Below are 19,420 nucleotides of genomic sequence, written 5' to 3'. Positions count from 1 at the left end.
CTCGTGTACCGAGTAGCCTTAAAAACCCAGTCAATGACTGGGTTTTTTAGTCTTGGTAGTCGCTAGGCAAAAAAGCGTGAGAATTCACCAATAAACGTTGTTGCTGCGCTAGTTTTTTAGCAAACTCCGATTCAACCGCTAGTGGATAAGCTTTCCCTTGCCAATAAACCATACCATCTGTTACTAGTTCTAGCTTAACGCTGTTGAGCGACGCATAACTTTGCGACTGACTACAAATATTAATAATGCGCTGAATAAGTAATTCAATATTCACTCCAAACCTAACTTTATCATCTGATACAGAAGCCAGTATTTCAGCATATTTAGAGTAACCATTACCGTAGAGCCCGCAGGCTCTTAAAAAATAACTTGTTTGAGCAACTCGGCGTAGCTGCTGTTCCGCAGTTATTAATTGCATGGCGCGATTAGAGCTTCCTTTAAGCGGAGTGCTAGCACTGATAAACCCATCAGAATAACCGTCGTAGACCCGGGTTGAAGAAACAAAAATTAGTCGTTCCACCTTGAGTTTGTTTTGCGCTACCTGTGCCACTAGACCACCAAATATTTCACTCCATTGCCATTTAGGCCCTGCAGGGCTAGCACTCGCAGGACTAATACAAATAATCAGGTGAGCGGCTTTCAATTGAAGATCTGCGCCTTGATGATTTAGAAGTAAGCCGCGCTCTGGGTCGATTCTCGCAGAAGCTAAATTAAAGCCTTGGGCTTGTAATTCGCTAAAAACAGCAGCCCCAATTCGACCATTACCACAAACTATTGCATCATAGTCCATGCTGTTCTAACGCTGGCATTGAGAGCAGTAAACAGTCGTTCGCTGCGCTATCACTTTTTGTTTTAACTTCGACTGACAATTCACACAAGGCATACCGGCTTTGCCATAAACTTGGTGTGTGTGTTGAAAGTAACCCGGTTTACCGTCTGCAGAAGTAAAGTCCTTTAAAGTACTTCCCCCCGCTTCTATCGCTTCGCTTAATACCAGTTTAATTTCAGCTACAAGCTTCCCAATTCGCGTTTTTGACATGCGATTAGCTGCACGCATAGGTAAAATTCCGCAGCGAAATAATGCCTCTTGTGCATAAATATTACCTACACCTACCACCACCTGACTATTCATAATTAGTACTTTAATCGCAACTTTACGCTGCTTGGCTATGCCATAAAGGTAGTCTTCATTAAATGCAGAAGATAGCGGTTCGACGCCTAACTTTTTTAACAGTGGGTGATCTTCGCCTTCTTGATTGATTAGCACGCTGCCAAAGCGTCTAGGGTCATTGTAGCGCAGTACTTTGCCAGTATTTAGATGAATATCAAGGTGATCATGTTTGGACGCTTCAAGCCCCTGCTCTACAACTCGTAAGCTCCCCGACATACCTAAGTGGATCATAAGCACTAAGTGACCACAATCCATCAATATATATTTACCGCGCCGCTTCACTGCAGCTATTTTTAAGCCCGCCATTCGAGCATTGATGTCTGCGGCTACCGGCCAACGCAGCCGAGGTTGACGAACCTCTACTTTAACAATGGTATTGGCAATGCAATAAGGTCTAATTCCGCTACAGCTGGTTTCTACTTCGGGCAACTCTGGCACTTATTTCTCCTCAGGAAAATAGTTTGATAATTGCGCTATGGGAAACTCAAACTCTTGCTCTTGTTCAACAAAAATAATTTTAAAATAATCTGAATTGCGAACTAATTTACACATAATAGGCCTAGCTCGGCTGGTTAAATAAAGCGAAATTATTTCTCCAGCATAACTTTCAGTGGCCACAGCGCGACCTTGCTGAGTCAATAAGTTTTGCCAAGCAGCAACAATCGAATACATGCTTTCAGTCGAGACTTGCGCCCCAAAACTTTGCCATTGACCATTCTTAAACACAATGCTCACGCCATTAAAATCTATTTGTTTAAGCTCAGCCAATTGACTTATTTTTAATTGAGATACTGGCTTTTCTGCTGTGCTAACTTGCATAGCGCGCCCTACTAAAATCAAAATCAAGATCATTCCACTCACAACTAAAATGATGACATTTAGCCATTGCGCACTACTAAGCCGAGATTTAGCTGTCACGGTTGTTTTCCTCTCGCCCTGTGTGCAAACCGAAAACTAAACCATATAGATAAAAGAATAACCGGGAAAAGCAAACTAAATCCCCATTGCATAAGCCAAAAAACTAACCGGTGAGGCTTAATCGATGAATCTAAATTTGAAGCCTCAGGCGACTGTTTAATCACAGAGTGGGTTAACCAATTAAAGAGGTTTAATGCAAATTGTTTATTCGCATAGTTATTAATTGCGGTATTCGCAGCGAAGTGACTATCACCGATAAATATAGCTCTTTGGTTAGTTTGCTTATGTTCAAAAGCAACTCCTACCGAGAATGCTTGTTGCAGCTCTCCCTGCGACTCGTCAAAAGACAAAACCGTGGCCTCACTGTTTAGCTCATTCCAAACAGCTTGAGGTGATAAAACTATATTTTCAACATTAAACTGGTTAGCTGCAGCTTGCGAATCGACTAGCCACGCGTGACTCCACGGAAAAGCTAATACACTATTTAGAGTAGACACCGTCGGGTGAGATTGCATTTTATCAACAATTAGAATCGCCGGGTGCGGTGTGCCGCTTTGGTGTCCTTGCCAATCAATTAGCACGCCAGGCAGCGGTGAAATCCCGAAATAATCTAACACTTTTTGTGGTAGCCGACTCTTTGGGTCAGACAGCACTAACAAATTTCCACCTTGCTCTAAATAATTTAACAGTAAATTCGTTTCTTTAGTTAGCCAATCTTCTTTACTTGAAGCAATAACCAGCAACTGCGAATTATCACTCAGCTCAGGTAGCAGTTGTAAATTTTGCACCGCTACAGGCCAACCTGCGGCAGTGAGCGATTGATATAGCTGGCTCAAATCGGAAGACTCTCGCCCAAGCGGGCTTGCTTCACCGTGGCCTTCGATAAAAGTTAACCATTGCGACTTGCGCTTTAACATTTGCAGTAAAGCGACTTCGAATGCTTGTTTTACTGGCAGGTCAAAGGGGTAAGCTACTACTTGAGTTAAATCACCTAAAGATAATTGAATGAACTCTCCGGCAAAGCCTAACGAACTTTGTAACGACTGGCGAGACTTAAACTCTAGTTGAGTTTGTGGAAAGTAACGTTTGAGTGTGCTAAAGCCAGCAATGATCTCATCTCTATTAGTCACTTCATCAACCACGGCGGTCACTTTTAACACATTTTGATTTGTTTCTAGCAGCTTTACTAGCTCACTATCTAGGGTGTTTTTCTGTGCTTGAGAAACGTCGCTATAGCCTGGAATATAAGCGGCAACAATTAATAGTAGCGCAGCCACAACAGTAGCTAAAAACATTTTCACGCCGTGCCTATTACAACTAATTGCAATAAAAACTAAACTAATCGCGTAAAGGGTCCAAATAAAATAATTGGCTATGTCTGCGTAAACAATAAGCCCATTACGTAAACTCAATAGTGGTAAAAACAGGCCACGCCACTGGTTAATTTCTGCAGCATATAAAAAACTCATTTCAAAAGCTAAATAACCTAAAACTAGGCTCAATAAAGTAAGTAAAACTGCCATTGGGTGTTTTATCTTTAAACTAAGAACTAGCCCCAAGCAACTACAAACCACACTAACAACTAAAACCCCAATAAAGCTAGCGGCAATTCTAACCCAGTCAAGCTGCGTAGCTAAATCTAAACTGATGAGAATAAAACCTACATAAACCAAAGGCAGTGAGCCAAGCACAACAAAGGGAGTCAAATAAAAACTCAGCAGCTTGCGTGAGCTTAACTTAGACATGCTTAATAGGTGAGAGTGGCCAGAATGGTTTATGCTCGGAAGAAATGCAGCCGACAAAACACTAATAAATAATATACTGGTAAACACCACCAAGCCGACTAAAGGAACGACTAGCTCATCAACTACAGAAAGATTCTTGATATTTTGATTTTGTAAAAATAAAAAGTCTAAATAAACTTTATGAGTAAAAAGTCCGAGTACTGCCAAAACAGCAACTAAGCTCAAAAAGACTATCGGTTTTCGAATTAAAAAGCGAACTAACAATATCGGCATACTTGGCATAGCTTAATCCTTATTGTTAGAGAGAAGTTCAAAAATAGGCAAAATCGCATCGCGGCTAGACTGATAAACTTGATGGATAACATTCTGCTCGCTTAATGGTTCACAACAAGCTGTAACCTCTAACTCACTCTGCACTAAGAAATTAGCTATTATGAAATGCTTGGTTTGCGATCTAATTTGAATATTTTCGTTATTATTTAATATAGCCAGGCAATCTGAGTCTGGTCGCTCTATGATTAGCCAGCGCTGATCTGCTTGAGTTAAATCTAAGCTAATAATTAACTCGCCACGATCTAATAACAAAATTCGATCAGCTGCACTGACTGCCTCATTAAAGTGATGTGAAGAAAAAATTAAGCTTGAGCTTTGTTTGACCTGATTAATATTTTGAATGAGCCTTTGCTGCTCTAAGGGATCTAATGCTTGGGCTGGCTCGTCTAATAATATGTACTTTGGGCTGCCTAAAAAAGCTTGAGCAATAGCAATTTTTTGCATATTACCCTGTGACAAACTAGCAAGCGGTTGCAGAAGATAGGATTCAAAAAACCATTGCTTTGCTAGTGTTTTAACTTCAGCTTCAACAGCGTCTTGGGCTATCCCTTTTAAGTAGCAACATAAATGTAAGTACTCGAGCACGCTTAAATACTTAATTGGTTCCATGTGACTTGGCTGATAGCCAATTGAACTGAATTGGATTGGTAGCTCTTGATTATCGCTCGTAAATTTGAAGCTGCCACTGGTTGGTTTCATTTCGCCAGCAAGCAATTTTAATAAACTAGACTTTCCTGCACCATTGGGTCCGAGCAAAGCAATGGCTTCATTATTATTTAAGCTAAATGAGATTTGGTTTAACAGTTGCTTGTTAGCAACTTGATATCCAAGCTTGTTGACGATTAAACTCAAACAATTAGTTCCTTTTCAGTGTTAATTAGCCAGCATGTTTATTCACTACTAATATATCACCACTAATATAACAAAGACTTTAAATTGGTTATATCTAAACTCTACTCGTTCTGGTTTAGCAATGCAGGCTAATTTAAAGAGTAGGCTTCCAGTTCTACATCGACAATATAATGACCATGAGCCGTCACTGTCCCCTGATAACGGTGTTCACCAGTCGATGTAAACTCAAAATAATAGACTCGCTGCAATCCCCAGCGGCCCAACTTATCTTTGGCTAAGCTTATTTTACGTTGAACGACAGAGTGATCTAAAAACTGAACACCAGCTTCCTTGCAACGCTTTCGGCTAGCGTACATAGCAGCCTGCTTAAGTTTTTGTGTTTTAGACCAATAAAAAACCCCTAGTCCAATAAATAGCAACGCGATTATTTTACTCATAAATAAATCTTATTATCGACTCTAACAATACAGGAACACCTTTTAGGCAAATTTAATTGAATCATCACTAATTGATTAATAAACAAGCACAAAAAAGGCGACTAAAAAAGTCGCCTTTTAAATACTAATAGTATTTAATTTTTAGGTTCTTTAACTACCGTTACCGGACCTGAACCAGCCAGTTTAGCTTGGTCAACAGCTCTTACAACAACCCCTGACTTAGCTGACTCTGCAGCCATAACAACAACAGACGCTTTAGGACGTGCTGCCCGCGCAGTTTCTACGTTTGGTTGAATTGCTTCTACGTCAATTAATCGCCCGTCCATTTCTACGTCGCTATTGGCATTAATTGAAATCAAAATAGGTCGAACAGGGCTAGGCGGCTGATCCACTGGAGGATTTGCCGGCGGTCTATTTAAAACAATTCCGTCTTCTTTTACAAAAGAAGTAGTAACAATGAAAAATATTAACATGATAAATACAATGTCAAGCATTGGAGTCATGTCGACTTCAGTCTCATCATCGTAATGTTTTCTGGCTCTACGCATTTCTTAATCCCGTACTTTTAATAAACCAATTTTCATTAATAATCTTTATTTTCAATGTGTTAGCTAATTTTTATAATTTATACTGCAAAATCACAATTGAATTTAAAATCTTACTTTTCTTAACTTTGCCTACTATAAACCAGTGCAGTGAGATAAGTCTACCCTGTCCAACACAATTACGCGGAATTATCCCTGCCAATGAGGCATTATTTTTACTTAGCCAACAAAAGTATTGCCGGTTAAGTTTTCATATTTAACAATAAGTTGCTCTTTAGACTCTTTGTTATTTGGGTCAAAAGGAATACAGTCTACAGGGCACACTTGTTGACATTGGGGTTCATCATAGTGACCCACACACTCAGTACATTTATCCATGTCAATTTCATAAATCTCTTCCCCTTGCGAGATCGCTTCGTTGGGGCATTCGGGCTCGCAAACATCACAATTAATGCATTCGTCAGTAATAATAAGAGACATGCCGTTTTACTCTCAATTTAAAGAAGAAAGCTATTGTACACTAGGGTTACTCATTGACCAATAAGCATATCTTATGAAACAAGCAGCGAGACTAGCCACAGCTGCGTCTTTAATTATGCCAACGCAAGTCAAACTCAGTCTTTAGCAACCAATATTTTACTCGGCCTGCTTAGCAAATTTTAATTCTAGTGCCGTTAGCACTGGCTCTGGAACAAACTCTTTCACTTCGCCACCTAACATAGCGATTTCTCTGACTAACGAGGAAGAAATAAAGGAGTTTTTTTCCGACGGAGTTAAAAACAGACTTTCTAGTTCCGGCGCTAAACGGCGGTTCATATTAGCGAGCTGAAACTCATATTCAAAGTCAGATACTGCTCGCAAGCCTCGCAATAATGCATTAACTTGCTTTTTTCGCGCCACATCGACCAATAAGCCTGAAAACCCGCAAACCTCAATATTCGCTAACTTAGCAACCGACTGGTTCACTAGCTCAACTCGCTCGTTAACACTAAACAATGGCGCTTTACCAGCACTTTCAGCAACCGCCACAATAACCTTATCAAACAGTTTAGAAGCACGATAAATTAAATCTAAATGCCCATTTGTAATGGGATCAAAGGTTCCAGGGTAAAGTACGATTTTGGGCATTGTTTTTACTCAATTTAAATATTTTAATTAGAACCGTCACTCGAGGCTAATAAGTTGAAGTCGCGGTTATGCTTTAAAGCTAAATTAAACGCTAGTTTAGCTACAATTGCATAAATGCTCAATTGGGGATTAACGCCTAAGCTGGTTGGGAACAAAGAACCATCAAATACAGAAACGCCGCTAACGCCTTTAAGCTCTCCTTCTGAATTGCAAACGCCATGATTAGATTTTTCACTCATACCGCAGCCTCCCATAACGTGAGCGCTTACTATTTGCCAGCGTATTTTTTTGGCTGGCAAATTTTCAATTGCTAATTTGGCCTGCTGCCAATTTGAATACACTTGTGCGTCCATATGCAGCGGCATTACCTGAGCTGCGCCCGCAGCAAACTGGACTTCACAGTTGGCAAGCATTGCGGCTTTCAATCCTCGCCACAATAACGGCGTTAGTGGATAATCAAGTTGAGGATGACCGAATTTATCTAAGCTTACTTTGCCGCCACTTGACTGCTCATTAAACCCATCTCTTAACAAACTAATATTCGCTTGATAGAAAGGAAAGTCCTGCATTAACTGCTGGTGAAATGCACCGTGATGGCGCAATAGTGTGGCTGCTAAAACAGGGTGCAGCGGCGGCACCTCCATTTTAAACCCAAGCTCTTGGGTTACTCCGTCACGCCATAAAAAGTGATCGCTATAAATGCTTTGGGGTGCGCCTTGAAAAGCATTTACCTGATGAGGCATTTTCGCCACGCTGGCAGTTACCGGGTGTAAAAAGGTTCTAGCGCCCAGCTCTGGGCTTATCGTATCAATTTTACTGCGCATTAAAATTGCTGGGGTACCAATCGCACCAGCAGCAAGAATGACTCGCTTAGCTTTTATTTTAAACGGTTTAACCGCTCTTGCTTGCCCTAAACTATCCATCGGCTGAATTTCAACACCACTTGCCTCGCCTCCATTCACCAAAACCCGCTTAACTTGGGCCCGCGATAACAACTGAGCGCCACGACTCAGGGCATTAGGAATGCAACTTACCAACATCGACTGTTTGGCATCGATTGGGCACCCCATACCGCAATAACCTAAATTAGCACAGCCCTTAACGTTACGAGCAATGGTTCCAAATGACCAACCAAGCTTTTTAAGCCCTTGGCTCAACAATTCGTTATTTTGATTTGGCGGTAATGCCCAAGGACTAATATTGAGCTTATTTTCAACCCACGCAAACCAAGGGTTAAGATCGGTCGCCAAAAGCCCTTGTAGCCCAAACGCTTGCTTCCAATGGTTTAGCGTTTGCTCCGGTGTCCGAAAGCTCGATGTCCAATTCACTGTAGTCGAACCACCAACACACTTGCCTTGCAAGATTTGAATTGCTTTATCTTGAGTTTGGCGGCTCCCCATTTCTTGATAAAGTTCAGCGTATGCTTGCTTTTCCGTAAGCTCAAAATCCGCAGCCGTTTTTAGACCTCCCTCTTCAACAATGATGACCGTTAACCCCGCTTGGGTTAATATTTCAGCGCTAATTCCGCCGCCAGCGCCACTGCCTACGATAACAATATCGCTTTCCAGATCGGCAAACGAAGTTGTTTGGCTACAATCAATGCTATTAAGTTGAGTTAATTTCATAGGTTAAGCCAGATTAAATTGCGGTGGCCCGGGGTAATTTATAGCGCGCCAGCTACTTTGTTCTGCATAAACAGCCCCCATAATCAACTGATGCAACCCATTGTAAGCACTTTGCAATAGTGTCAATGAACTGTCTTTTAGCTGGGTGAATGCTCGATCAATTTGAGTTACGCTCGCTTGTTGCCAATTAGCCCAAATTCCCAATAACAGCACCTTGCCTAAATGAGAAAATAATAAATCAAACAGTTGCCGCAACTCATGTTGAGTACTTTTGGGCAAGCGTAGAATAGATTGATCGATATTAGTTAAAACTTGAGTTAACTCTTGCTCAGAAAAAGCTCTGGCTGCAAATATTGGTGTTAGTACGCTTAGCAGCAAACAATCTTCCTCTTGCAAGAACCGATAGCTTTTTGCATCCATGTAATTTAACTGAGTGTTTTGCCAGTACTGCACTGCGCTAGCGCCACCAAGCAACACGAGACTGCTGGCCAGTACCCCTTTTAAAACTGTCCTTCGGGAAGTTTTAGGTTGTTCAGAAGAGTCTTTTTTGAATTGGTTATTCATGATGTTCCTGACGCTTTAAATTAATTGGCTAATTAAAACTGACATGACTTTAAACTTATCTGCTCAGCAAAAAAAGCGGGGATCCTTTGCTCTAAATAGTAATTTGGACGCCACGGCCATCGACCAGCAATAAACCCAACATGCCCGCCGCGCTCAGCAAGTTCTAGCTCCACACAGGCGGAGAGTTCGGCTTCAGCCGGAATCACCGCGGGGGTCATAAAAGGATCATCTTTAGCATGAATGATTAATGTAGGTACTTCAATTGATTTTAAAAACTGACGGCTCGATGACTTTGCATAATAATCTTGCGCGCTGTTAAAGCCATTGATTGGTGCAGTAATTAAATTATCAAACTCCCAAAAGCCGTTGATTCTTTTTATTTGCTTTACAGAAGGCAAGTTTTCGCGCGGGTAACGCTGCTTTTTTAAGATAGCCTTTTGCTTTAATGTTGCTAATAGACGTTTTGAATAGAGCTTAGAAAACCCACGGTCAATCGCGCTGGCGCTAATATCAAGTTGCAAAGGCACACTAACCGCAACTGCCGCTTTAACATAATGCCCTTGATGCTTCTCGCCTAACCATTTAAGCAAGACATTTCCACCTAGTGAAAAGCCCACCAAACAATCTATTTTTAACCCTCGTTTGGCTAGTTCAATCAGAACTATCTGTAAATCACCGCTAATACCACTATGATAACTTGATAACTGACGGTTATCTTCTCCACTACAACCTCTAAAGTGCATCACAAGCGCCTGCATTCCGGACGCCAAAGTTTGCTGCACTAGCCCACCAATATAATGGGAGTGGCTTGATCCTTCTAATCCATGAAGTATTAACAAAGTTGGCTTATTCTGATCTAATGAGCCAAGAGGCACTTGTGCAACATCGATATCTATAAAATCATCATCAGGAAGCTTTAGTCGATGTCTTTTAAAACCTCCAAACCTGCTTGAATTTTTCGCAACGGCTCCCCAAATTGTTTGCAAATGCCTGTTTGCTAACCACCAAGCGGGTCTAAAATTTGAATTTTTAATCAAATGCAGTCCTTACGTATCTAGCCGTCTATCGCAATATAGCCTATTTAGTCACTATTTTTACCCAAAGTGAACACTTTAGGATTAAACTAATTAAATTAGTTAGCATAATCCACAATACGTATGGCACAAATAATTAGCACTTTTTAAGCTAATTTAACGAAATCTGCGTAATTCTAACAAGCATTTGAGAACTGGTTAGTTGAAATTGCTAGAAATTAGACTAACTTTGTTGAAGAACTCATTGTTTTTAGAGACATTTTAACTATTAATGATTGTAAATCGAAGCTTAATTAGGTAGGCTGAAAGCTGCAATTTTTACTTTTCATGGTTCATTCGCTATAAATGACTTTTAAGCGAATGATTCCTGCAATGACAGGCTTATAGGAGACCCGTGATGGATTGGTTATTTAAGGCGTCCTCACCTTTTAAAGTGTTTAATTTAATTGCCAGTATTACCTTTCTGGCGTTTCTTTCAGCGTGTGGTAGCGGTGGTTTTGATGGCCCGGTAGATGACGGAGGCCCCGGTACAGGTGGTGGAAGCAACCCAGATCCTATTGTTATCTCCTTAGCTTTAACCAATGCTTCAACTGGCCAAACAACACAAACGATTACTTCAGCCAATCCAGGTAAGGTTACTGCAACCGTTTCTGGTATTAGCTCTCCAGTCATTGTTACCTTTAGCACTAACATTGCATCCATTCCAATTCCGACTGCAATTACCAACGGCAGCAATCAAGCTACCGTAGATATTTTAGCTGGCTCTCAGTTGGGTGCCGGTACTATTACCGCATCGGTCAGCACGGGAGAAGAAGCCCAGCTTGTGTATGTAGTTGGGGCAACTAACCTTAAAATGGGAAGCGGCTCTCCTTTTAGCGAAGGCGTAGCTGAAATAGGCGCAGCTCAAATTTCTGCTGGCGGAACCACTACCGTTAGCGTAACCATTGTTGACGAAAATGACGTCATTTTCACAGAGCCTGTGGAAGTTAATTTTGCTTCGGCCTGTACCAACTCAAATCCAGCGACTGCTACTTTAAGCACGCCAATTACTACGGTCAACGGGGTTGCCTCAAGCACCTATTTAGCCCAAGGCTGCGTTGGTAACGATACTATAAACGTTACAGCTAATGCTGGCGGAATTTCACTGTCGGCCAATGCGACAGTTAATGTACTTTCTGCAGATGTAGGTAGTATTGAGTTTGTCTCTTCGACTCCTGAAAATATCGTCATACAAGGTGCCGGTGGAATTGGTGGGTCAGAGAGCTCAACCGTACAGTTTAGAGTCAAAGATACTAACGGAAACCCAGTAAACGGACAGCTAGTAAACTTTAGTTTAAACACTCAGCAAGGCGGCATTTCAATTGACCCGATTTCTGCAACAACAAATTCACAAGGTTTAGTCCAAACTGTAGTTAATTCTGGAACAGTCGCAGCATCAGTGAGAGTAACAGCAGCATTGAATGGCAGCGATCCTGCAATCTCAACTCAGTCGAGCAACCTTTCGGTTTCTACTGGTATTCCAGATCAAGATAGCTTTACTTTAGCTGCGTCAGTATTAAATCCAGAAGGCGGAGATTTATCAGGCACTGAAGTAGAAATTACGGCTTTTCTCGCTGATGGCTTTAACAACCCTGTACCAGATGGTACTGTGGTTTCGTTCTCAACAGAAGGCGGTAGAGTTGAACCCTCCTGTACAACGACTGCTGGCCAATGTAGTGTTACATGGAACTCTCAAAACCCTCGTCCAATTGGTGCTAAACATGGAGAGGCAGGCTTAGGGCCAAGTATTAATAATTATATGTATTTGGCTGACGGAACTCTGAATCCCTACTCATTAGGACAGCCTTACGCAGCAAGAACAACAATCATAGCAACTGCAATCGGTGAAGAGTCATTTCCGGACGTAAACGGAAACGGACGTTTTGACGAGTCCGAAATGAATACGTTTTTGACTCAGCAAGATGTTGGAGGAAGGGACTTTGACCTAGATGAAGCATTTAGAGATCACAACGAAGATGGCTTTTTCAACCCGTGGGAAGATCCAGCTAATGAGCAGCCTGGTGGTGAGCTTGAAATATTAGTCGACTTTGACAGTGATAGTAATTGGACTCAAAGAGACTCTCTCTACAATGGTGTACTATGCTCAATACCTGCTCACGCAGGATGTGCTCAACAAAAATCTCTTAATGTTCGCTCTCAAATCGTATTAGTTATGTCAGGAAGTAATCCTTATTTTAGAGTGTCTAATACAATTGACTCTCCAAGTGATCCTGCAAACAACGACCCAAATGATCTTGACTTACACTTAGCTCCAGAATCTCAGGGAATGGGCACTGTGGTTATTTCAGATATTCACAACCAACCAATGCCAGCAGGTACCACTGTAAAATTTGAAACAACGATAGGCAGCCTAACAGGGACCACATCGTTTGAGTTTCCAAGTACTAACAGAAATGGTGGCTATGAGTTCTCGTTTACAGTAAAAGCGGGAACGACGCCTGGCCAAGGAGTGGTAAATGTAGAAGTTGAAACCCCAGGTGGCTTAAAAACTGTTGCTAGTTTAGTTAATGTAATAGTTGAGTAAAACCAAACAAAAAAGCGACCATATGGTCGCTTTTTTTTACCCATCGCTTTCTATCGAGCACTAAGCTCATGTACAGCATCAACATAAGCTTTAACATTCGCAGGGTCAATTGTTGGGTGAATACCGTGACCTAAGTTAAAGATATGACCATTACCATCGCCAAACTTAGTTAAAATATCACCAACTTCAGCGCGTACTCTTTCTGGATTAGAATACAAGACACAAGGGTCCATATTACCTTGTAATGCAACTTTATCACCAATACGCGCTTTAGCTACATCAATATCAATTGTCCAGTCTAATCCAACACAATCAGCACCGGTCGCCGCCATTTGCTCTAACCAGTTGGCACCGCCTTTAGTAAAAATAGTGACGGGGATTTTTTGTCCATCATGGTGGCGCTTTAATCCATCAATTATTTGTTGCATATATTGCAACGAAAACTCTTGGTAGTTTTGAGTAGAAAGTACGCCGCCCCAGGTATCAAAAATCATTACGGCTTGCGCACCCGACTCTATTTGTGCATTTAAATAGTCAGTTACCGAGCGAGCTAGTATATCCAGTATTTGATGCATCATTTTAGGTGATTCAAACAGCATTCCTTTTACTTGACCAAAATTTTTGGTTGTGCCACCTTCAACCATGTATGTTGCTAAAGTCCAAGGGCTTCCAGAAAAACCAATTAAAGGCACATCACCTTTAAGCTCCTTTCTAATGACACTAACCGCATCTGTAACATACTTTAGTTTATCGAAAGTATCTGGAACAAATAATTGGTCTATGTCAGCTTGGGTACGAACTGGCTTTTTGAATGCAGGTCCCTCTCCAGACTTAAAATATAAGCCAAGCCCCATCGCATCAGGTATAGTTAATATATCAGAAAACAATATTGCCGCGTCTAGTTCATATCTTCTTAAAGGCTGTAAGGTTACTTCACAGGCTAGTTCAGGATTACTACAAAGTGACATGAAATCGCCGGCTTTGGCACGTAATTCACGATACTCTGGGAGATATCGTCCAGCTTGGCGCATCATCCAAACCGGAGTTTTATCTACAGGTTGTGAAAGCGCCGCTTTAATATATCTATCGTTTTTTAACATTTGAAGTCACCTGAATTTTAAATTGCGCGCATTCTACCCTAGCAAGCAACAGAATAAAATAAAAGTGACTATAAAATAGGCTAGTTGAGGTTAGCGATGTCTTGCTGCACAGACTTGAGTGTTTTTATCCAAGGCTTTCCAGGATAGTCACGCCGAATATAAACGACACGGGCGTGCTCAGCATCAACCTTACTTAAGTAAGTGTTAGAAATCACTAAATATAAGTATCCTTGCTGTGTTTTGCGTCTAAATATCGACATTTGGTCTTTTAACGGATGTTTGTTTCTATAACTAAGGGCCGACTCATAACTACTTAACCCCACCCACTGTAAAGTAAACAGGTTGGCTGACAAAGTAGAAAGGTAAACTTCGTCTTCAGTTAAATCGGTAGCTTTGTTAGATGTATTTTGTTTTGAAACTGGCGCTTGATCGAGTGATTTTGTTTGCTCGATTTGAGCAGTTTTAGGCGATTGCTCACTTAACGCCGATTTCTCGGCATTGGCTTTAGGCTGACTTTCTTGGTTTTCCGCTATGTCATCTTGTGAAAGAGCTTGTTGAGTATTACTCTCAGCTTTTACCTTTTGACTTGTTTTAAGACCTGCTGTAGTCGGCTCTTTGGGTTGGTTTTGTAGTTCAGGCTTAGCCTGGTCTTGCTGCTTTGTTAAACGAGTCGAAGAAGATGGCGCAGCTTTAGTTGGTCGCTTTAAGTCTGGCGTTTCTAGTTCGAGCGACTGTGGTGGAATATTTTCTAAAGTTTCGGTTTCATCTATTGATTGGTTTATTTCATCTTGAAAGATCAAAATAAAAACCAACCCTAAACAAACCACGCTATATAATAAAGCTTTAACGTATCCACCCGCTTTGCTCGCGTGCACGACTTCTGGTTTAACGACTTCTTGCTGGTTTAGCCAACGCTCAATTTGTAATTTTAATTGGCCAGGCAATCCCTGACTTAATCGCCAAAAATAATCAATTTTTTGCTCATCATAAAGCGCCAAAGCTGTACCTACATCAATCTCTTGAAAGTCAGCAATTAAATGTTGTGTTTCATTTTGCTCAAAAGGCTGCAGTTCAAACACAGCACATAAATCCGGGTTCTCTTTCAAAGCCTCAGACTGAGCAAGCTGCTCTGCTAACTTGGAAGTACCAGAAAGTAAAATAAATAGCTGTGTGTTTTTTTGAGTAAACTGCTGTTTAACAATATCAAGCAAGTAATCTCTCGCTTGTTGGTTCAACTGCTCAGCATCGTCGAACATAACTAGAATGCGTTGTGATAGTTTAGCCGCAGCTTTTTCAATAATATTGACGCCACTAGCTGCTAAGTCAAATCCAACACATTCAGAAATTTGCGTATTAATACCTTCTGGCATTAATTGGCTTGTACATGAGATTTGCGCGATAGCTACTTGAGCTGAGGTTCTTTGTGCTAGCTGGGCTAAAAAAAAGCTTTTGCCAATATGTTGAGGCCCAATAATGACACAGCACAGGTCTGCATATAGCACTTGGTTCTCAATAGAGTCGAGAGTTTGCCTTTTATGATTATTAATATAACTCAAGCTAGCACCTGCTATTCTAATTGTTTTTCAATAGCCTTCATTAAAGCCTCGTTAGCTTCTGTCTCAAAAATAAAGCAGCCTTTATTTGTGGGTATTACTAAGCGATACAAATGACTTAGATTTTTTTTGTCTAGTTGCATTGCTGCTAAAACATCTGACGCACATAGATTAGCATTACAACTAAGAGGTAACCCAATATCACTCAACATTGTTTTATAGGCCAGCGCCCTTTCTTCGGATATTTTATCAAGTGTTAAGGCTAAGTTGATCGCCATAGCGATTCCGATAGATACGGCTTCGCCATGCAAATAATGCTGGTATTGAGTTAATCGCTCTATCGCGTGACCAAAAGTGTGCCCTAAATTAAGTAACGCTCTTTGACCCGACTCTTTTTCGTCTAAACTAACAACTAACGCCTTTTGCGAGCAACTGTGACTAATGATTTGAGCTAATACTTGCTCATCTTTGTTAAGGATAGCTTCACTCTGATTTTTTAATAATGCTTCAATTTTAGTGCAGCCTAATATGGCATATTTAATAACTTCAGCAAAACCAGATAGATACTCTTTTGAAGGTAAACTATGTAGAGACTGCGGATCAATAAAGACCGCTTTTGGCTGATAAAAGGCTCCTATCATGTTCTTTCCAGCAGGATGATTAACCGCAGTTTTTCCTCCGACCGATGAGTCAACCTGTGCTAAAAGGCTAGTAGGGCATTGAATAAACCCCATACCTCTTTGATAACTCGCCGCAACATAACCACCTAAATCGCCAATAACACCGCCGCCTAGAGCCACCAAGGTGTCATTTCTACGAAACCGCGTACTAATCAAAAAGTCTATTATTTGCGTAAATGACTGCAAGCTCTTGTGGCTTTCGCCATCGGGAACGAGAAATTCAAAGACATTTTTATGGAGGAACTGTTGTTTAAGCTTGTCGAGATAAAGTGGCGCAATGGTCTCATTAGTTAAAACCAGAACATTATCGCCCTCACAGTAAGACTCTATTAATGGATTGTTTCTTAAAAGGCCTGACTCAATATAAATATTATAGCTACGCTCACCGAGATTGACTGGTAGTTGTTGCATCAGAAAGTTTTCGACCTTAAGTTATTCAGCGTTAATTTGCGCCACTATTTTATTGGCTACTGACTTAATAGAGTTTTCATTAGTTGCCACAATGATATCCGCAATTTCTCTGTAGAGACGATCTCGCTCAACATTTAATGCTAACAACGTCGCTTCAGGATCTTCTACACCTTGTAATAATGGGCGACGTTTATCCTTTCGAGTTCTTTCTACCTGTTGTTCAATTGAAGTTTCAAGGTATACAACTATCCCTCGTCCAGCAAGGAAAGTTCGATTTTCTGGCTCAGTGATAGCGCCACCACCAGTGGCCAAAACAATACCTTGTCGTTGAGTGAGTTCCTCAATCATTTCTTTTTCGCGCTTGCGAAAACCGTCTTCACCTTCAATATCAAAAATCCAATCTATTGGCGCGCCGGTTTTCTCTTCAATCTCTTGATCAGAGTCAACAAATTGTAAATGCAAAATTTGGGCTAGTTGCTTCCCAATGGTGGTTTTTCCTGCCCCCATTGGGCCAACTAAAAATACGTTCCGTTTACCTTTCATCATAATTTAAAAACTACTTATTCCCCATACAATAAAAGCAAGAACCCGCAATTAAGCGGGGCCTTACGACTATAACTCCAGGTGTAAAAACTTATCTGATCGATTCTTTAACGATCTTAGGTGTTACAAACATCAATAACTCTTGTTTTGCCGATGTTTCTCTAGTAGTTCTAAATAGTGCGCCCACTCCAGGAATATCTCCTAAGAAAGGAACTTTAGTCACATCGCGATTGACGCGTTGTTGATATACCCCACCTAAAACTACCGTTTCACCATTTTCTACCAGAACTTGAGTTCCAACTTCGCGAGTATTAATCGCAGGGCCGAAGTTTACAATATTTTCACCCCTTGTGTCCTGATTTACCTGTAAATCCAGAATTATACGATCATCTGGGGTAATTTGTGGAGTAACTCTTAGACTGAGAACCGCTTTTTTCCAGGTCACTGTTGTACTACCTGCACTACTTGCAGTTAAGTACGGAATTTCTTCACCCGATTCAATGTAGGCTTCTTTTTGATTGGCAGTAATTACTCGTGGAGAAGCAATAACTTCGCCGCGGCTTTCACTTTCTAGTGCAGATAGCTCTAAATCGAGTATGGTGCCTTCGGTTAGCTTTGCGACAGTTAAACCAATGGAACCCGCTGGGTTTAGGTTAGGTAAATCGACTGCAAAGGTTCTGCCTGCTGGGCTTCCTGTTGCATAAACATTGTTCGCTCCCGCTGCAGTGCCCGAAATTGCACCGTCTTGCCCCACATCGGTCACTCCAAAACGCACACCTAACTCTTCTTCAAATCCATCATCAGCGACAACAATACGCGACTCAATTAAAACTTGCTTAACTGGTACATCAAGAGTTCGTGTCATTAACCGAATTTGATCAAGCTTTTTGGCGGTATCTTGTACCAGTAAATGGTTTGTGCGCTCATCAACTGACACACTTCCACGAGTAGAAAGATAATTAGCGCCAGGGGTTCTTATTAACTCGGCTAAAGCACTTGCTTTGGCATAGTTCACTTGAATAAATTCTGCTCTTAAAGGTGCTAATTGTTCTATCTGTTTCTCAGCTTGCAACTCTTGCGCTTCGCGCGAAGCAATCTCAGCCGCAGGCGCTACTAACATGACATTGCCGTTCTGACGCTTAGCTAATCCTTTCGTTTTTAACACTATATCAAGCGCCTGATCCCATGGAACTGTTTGTAATCGCAAAGTAATTGTGCCAGAAACAGTATCACTGGTAACTAAATTAAGGCCTGTAAACTCCGCAATAATAGCAAGTACCGCTCGTACTGGAATATCTTGGAAGTTTAATGATAAACGCTCTCCGGTATAAACTGGTTCAGACAGCTTTTTACGTTCAATTTCTTCAGGCGTTAGCGGCTTTAATTCTATAACGTAGGTATTGTCAGCTTGATAGGCTAAATACTCGAACTCATCTAGGGTATCAATTGCAATGCGAACGTTATTTCCAATCCGACTAGTACTTACTAGCTTGGCTGGCGTTGCAAAATCGACAACATCGAGTTTCCTTATTAGGTCATTAGAAATGTTTGCATCGACGAAATCGGCTAAAATGGTACGTCCTTCTTGGCGTAAATCAATACCAATATTAGCGTTATTTAAATTAACGATAATTCTGCCTTCGCCTTGCTCACCTCGTCTAAAGTCGATAGCAGCAATATCTTCTCCAGTTAGGCTCTTTTTAGTTGCCGAAGGCGTTGCATTTTGTGAACCGTTAAAAGCAGTTGAAGCTCCCTCTGACTGACCATAGCCTACGGTTAACAGCAATTCATTACCTTCTACTCTAGAGGAAAAAGGCACCATTTCAACTAGGTTAACCACAACGCGAGTTTTTCCGCCAGCTTCTACTGCGGTAACGCTGCGCGTTGAACCGATTCCAATACTGTGAGTTTTACGGCTTAAAGCGCTCGAGACACCGTCAAAGTCCATCCAAATCCGAGCTGGATTTTCGGTTGTAATTTCCTTAAATGCAGGCGGCGGAGAATCCATAGTAACTCGAATTAAAACTTTATCTCCCGGCAGAACATTAAAGCTAATGTCTTGAATCTCCGTTGCAGATAAAGTAAGACTCATGCAGGCCAACACCAACACTAATAATTTATTTAAATGGCGGGTAAACATAGCCCTCGCTCCTCGATTCTGTTGAATTTTTTTCTTGCCCCAAGAACTCATACATCA

At 41.2% G+C, this 19,420-nt stretch carries 18 protein-coding genes; 1 reads left to right on the top strand and 17 read right to left on the bottom strand.

The window, feature by feature from the left end; translation table 11 throughout:
* Positions 1-46 precede the first annotated feature (46 nt).
* The 12 genes from ACUR5C_RS01990 to ACUR5C_RS01935 form a co-directional block, all read right to left on the bottom strand.
* Positions 47-790 carry a Rossmann-fold NAD(P)-binding domain-containing protein gene (locus tag ACUR5C_RS01990; RefSeq protein ID WP_454466674.1) on the bottom strand — a complete coding sequence of 248 codons (744 nt, stop codon included), beginning with the start codon at positions 788-790 and terminating at the stop codon, positions 47-49.
* 6 nt (positions 791-796) lie between these two features.
* Positions 797-1,609, bottom strand: a complete 813-nt coding sequence (mutM, locus tag ACUR5C_RS01985) for a bifunctional DNA-formamidopyrimidine glycosylase/DNA-(apurinic or apyrimidinic site) lyase (RefSeq protein WP_454466673.1) — start codon at positions 1,607-1,609, stop codon at positions 797-799.
* On the bottom strand, positions 1,610-2,089 hold the full coding sequence (locus tag ACUR5C_RS01980) for a hypothetical protein (RefSeq protein WP_454466672.1): 480 nt from the start codon (positions 2,087-2,089) through the stop codon (positions 1,610-1,612). It abuts the gene before it with no gap.
* Positions 2,086-4,116 (bottom strand): DUF4350 domain-containing protein, encoded by a 2,031-nt coding sequence (locus tag ACUR5C_RS01975; RefSeq protein ID WP_454466671.1) that lies wholly within the window; start codon positions 4,114-4,116, stop codon positions 2,086-2,088. The genes ACUR5C_RS01980 and ACUR5C_RS01975 overlap by 4 nt, the downstream gene beginning before the upstream one ends.
* Before the next feature lie 3 nt (positions 4,117-4,119).
* A complete protein-coding gene (locus tag ACUR5C_RS01970; protein WP_454466670.1) occupies positions 4,120-5,019 on the bottom strand; it encodes an ATP-binding cassette domain-containing protein in 900 nt (299 codons plus the stop codon).
* Positions 5,020-5,147: 128 nt separating this feature from the next.
* Complete coding sequence (locus ACUR5C_RS01965; protein ID WP_454466669.1) at positions 5,148-5,456, bottom strand: DUF3301 domain-containing protein; 309 nt, start codon at positions 5,454-5,456, stop codon at positions 5,148-5,150.
* A 134-nt stretch (positions 5,457-5,590) separates the two neighbouring features.
* Complete coding sequence (locus tag ACUR5C_RS01960; protein WP_454466668.1) at positions 5,591-6,004, bottom strand: ExbD/TolR family protein; 414 nt, start codon at positions 6,002-6,004, stop codon at positions 5,591-5,593.
* A gap of 216 nt (positions 6,005-6,220) precedes the next feature.
* Positions 6,221-6,481, bottom strand: coding sequence for a YfhL family 4Fe-4S dicluster ferredoxin (locus ACUR5C_RS01955; protein ID WP_454466667.1), 261 nt, complete (start codon positions 6,479-6,481; stop codon positions 6,221-6,223).
* A gap of 156 nt (positions 6,482-6,637) precedes the next feature.
* Positions 6,638-7,129, bottom strand: a complete 492-nt coding sequence (gene coaD, locus ACUR5C_RS01950) for a pantetheine-phosphate adenylyltransferase (protein ID WP_454466666.1) — start codon at positions 7,127-7,129, stop codon at positions 6,638-6,640.
* Between the two features lie 23 nt (positions 7,130-7,152).
* Entirely contained in the window at positions 7,153-8,754 is a 1,602-nt protein-coding gene (locus tag ACUR5C_RS01945; RefSeq protein WP_454466665.1) for a GMC family oxidoreductase N-terminal domain-containing protein, read from the bottom strand.
* A gap of 3 nt (positions 8,755-8,757) precedes the next feature.
* Complete coding sequence (locus ACUR5C_RS01940) at positions 8,758-9,318, bottom strand: hypothetical protein (RefSeq protein ID WP_454466664.1); 561 nt, start codon at positions 9,316-9,318, stop codon at positions 8,758-8,760.
* A 32-nt stretch (positions 9,319-9,350) separates the two neighbouring features.
* Positions 9,351-10,355 (bottom strand): hydrolase, encoded by a 1,005-nt coding sequence (locus tag ACUR5C_RS01935; protein ID WP_454466663.1) that lies wholly within the window; start codon positions 10,353-10,355, stop codon positions 9,351-9,353.
* Between the two features lie 394 nt (positions 10,356-10,749).
* On the opposite strand from ACUR5C_RS01935, the gene ACUR5C_RS01930 reads away from it, so the two are divergent.
* Positions 10,750-12,936, top strand: a complete 2,187-nt coding sequence (locus ACUR5C_RS01930; RefSeq protein ID WP_454466662.1) for an Ig-like domain-containing protein — start codon at positions 10,750-10,752, stop codon at positions 12,934-12,936.
* 50 nt (positions 12,937-12,986) lie between these two features.
* Here ACUR5C_RS01930 and hemE read toward each other — a convergent pair whose 3' ends face one another.
* From hemE to ACUR5C_RS01905, 5 genes are all read right to left on the bottom strand, one after another.
* A complete protein-coding gene (gene hemE / locus ACUR5C_RS01925; protein WP_454466661.1) occupies positions 12,987-14,036 on the bottom strand; it encodes a uroporphyrinogen decarboxylase in 1,050 nt (349 codons plus the stop codon).
* 80 nt (positions 14,037-14,116) lie between these two features.
* Entirely contained in the window at positions 14,117-15,592 is a 1,476-nt protein-coding gene (locus ACUR5C_RS01920; RefSeq protein WP_454466660.1) for an AAA family ATPase, read from the bottom strand.
* 11 nt (positions 15,593-15,603) lie between these two features.
* The gene (gene aroB / locus ACUR5C_RS01915) at positions 15,604-16,680 is read right to left on the bottom strand and encodes a 3-dehydroquinate synthase (protein WP_454466659.1); all 1,077 of its coding nucleotides are present in this window, start codon (positions 16,678-16,680) and stop codon (positions 15,604-15,606) included.
* 21 nt (positions 16,681-16,701) lie between these two features.
* Positions 16,702-17,226, bottom strand: coding sequence for a shikimate kinase AroK (gene aroK / locus ACUR5C_RS01910; RefSeq protein WP_454466658.1), 525 nt, complete (start codon positions 17,224-17,226; stop codon positions 16,702-16,704).
* 88 nt (positions 17,227-17,314) lie between these two features.
* Positions 17,315-19,414 carry a type IV pilus secretin PilQ gene (locus tag ACUR5C_RS01905; RefSeq protein WP_454466657.1) on the bottom strand — a complete coding sequence of 700 codons (2,100 nt, stop codon included), beginning with the start codon at positions 19,412-19,414 and terminating at the stop codon, positions 17,315-17,317.
* Positions 19,415-19,420 lie beyond the last annotated feature (6 nt).

This window comes from Aliikangiella aequoris, assembly GCF_053709105.1.
This window is presented reverse-complemented; position numbering and strand designations above follow the sequence as displayed.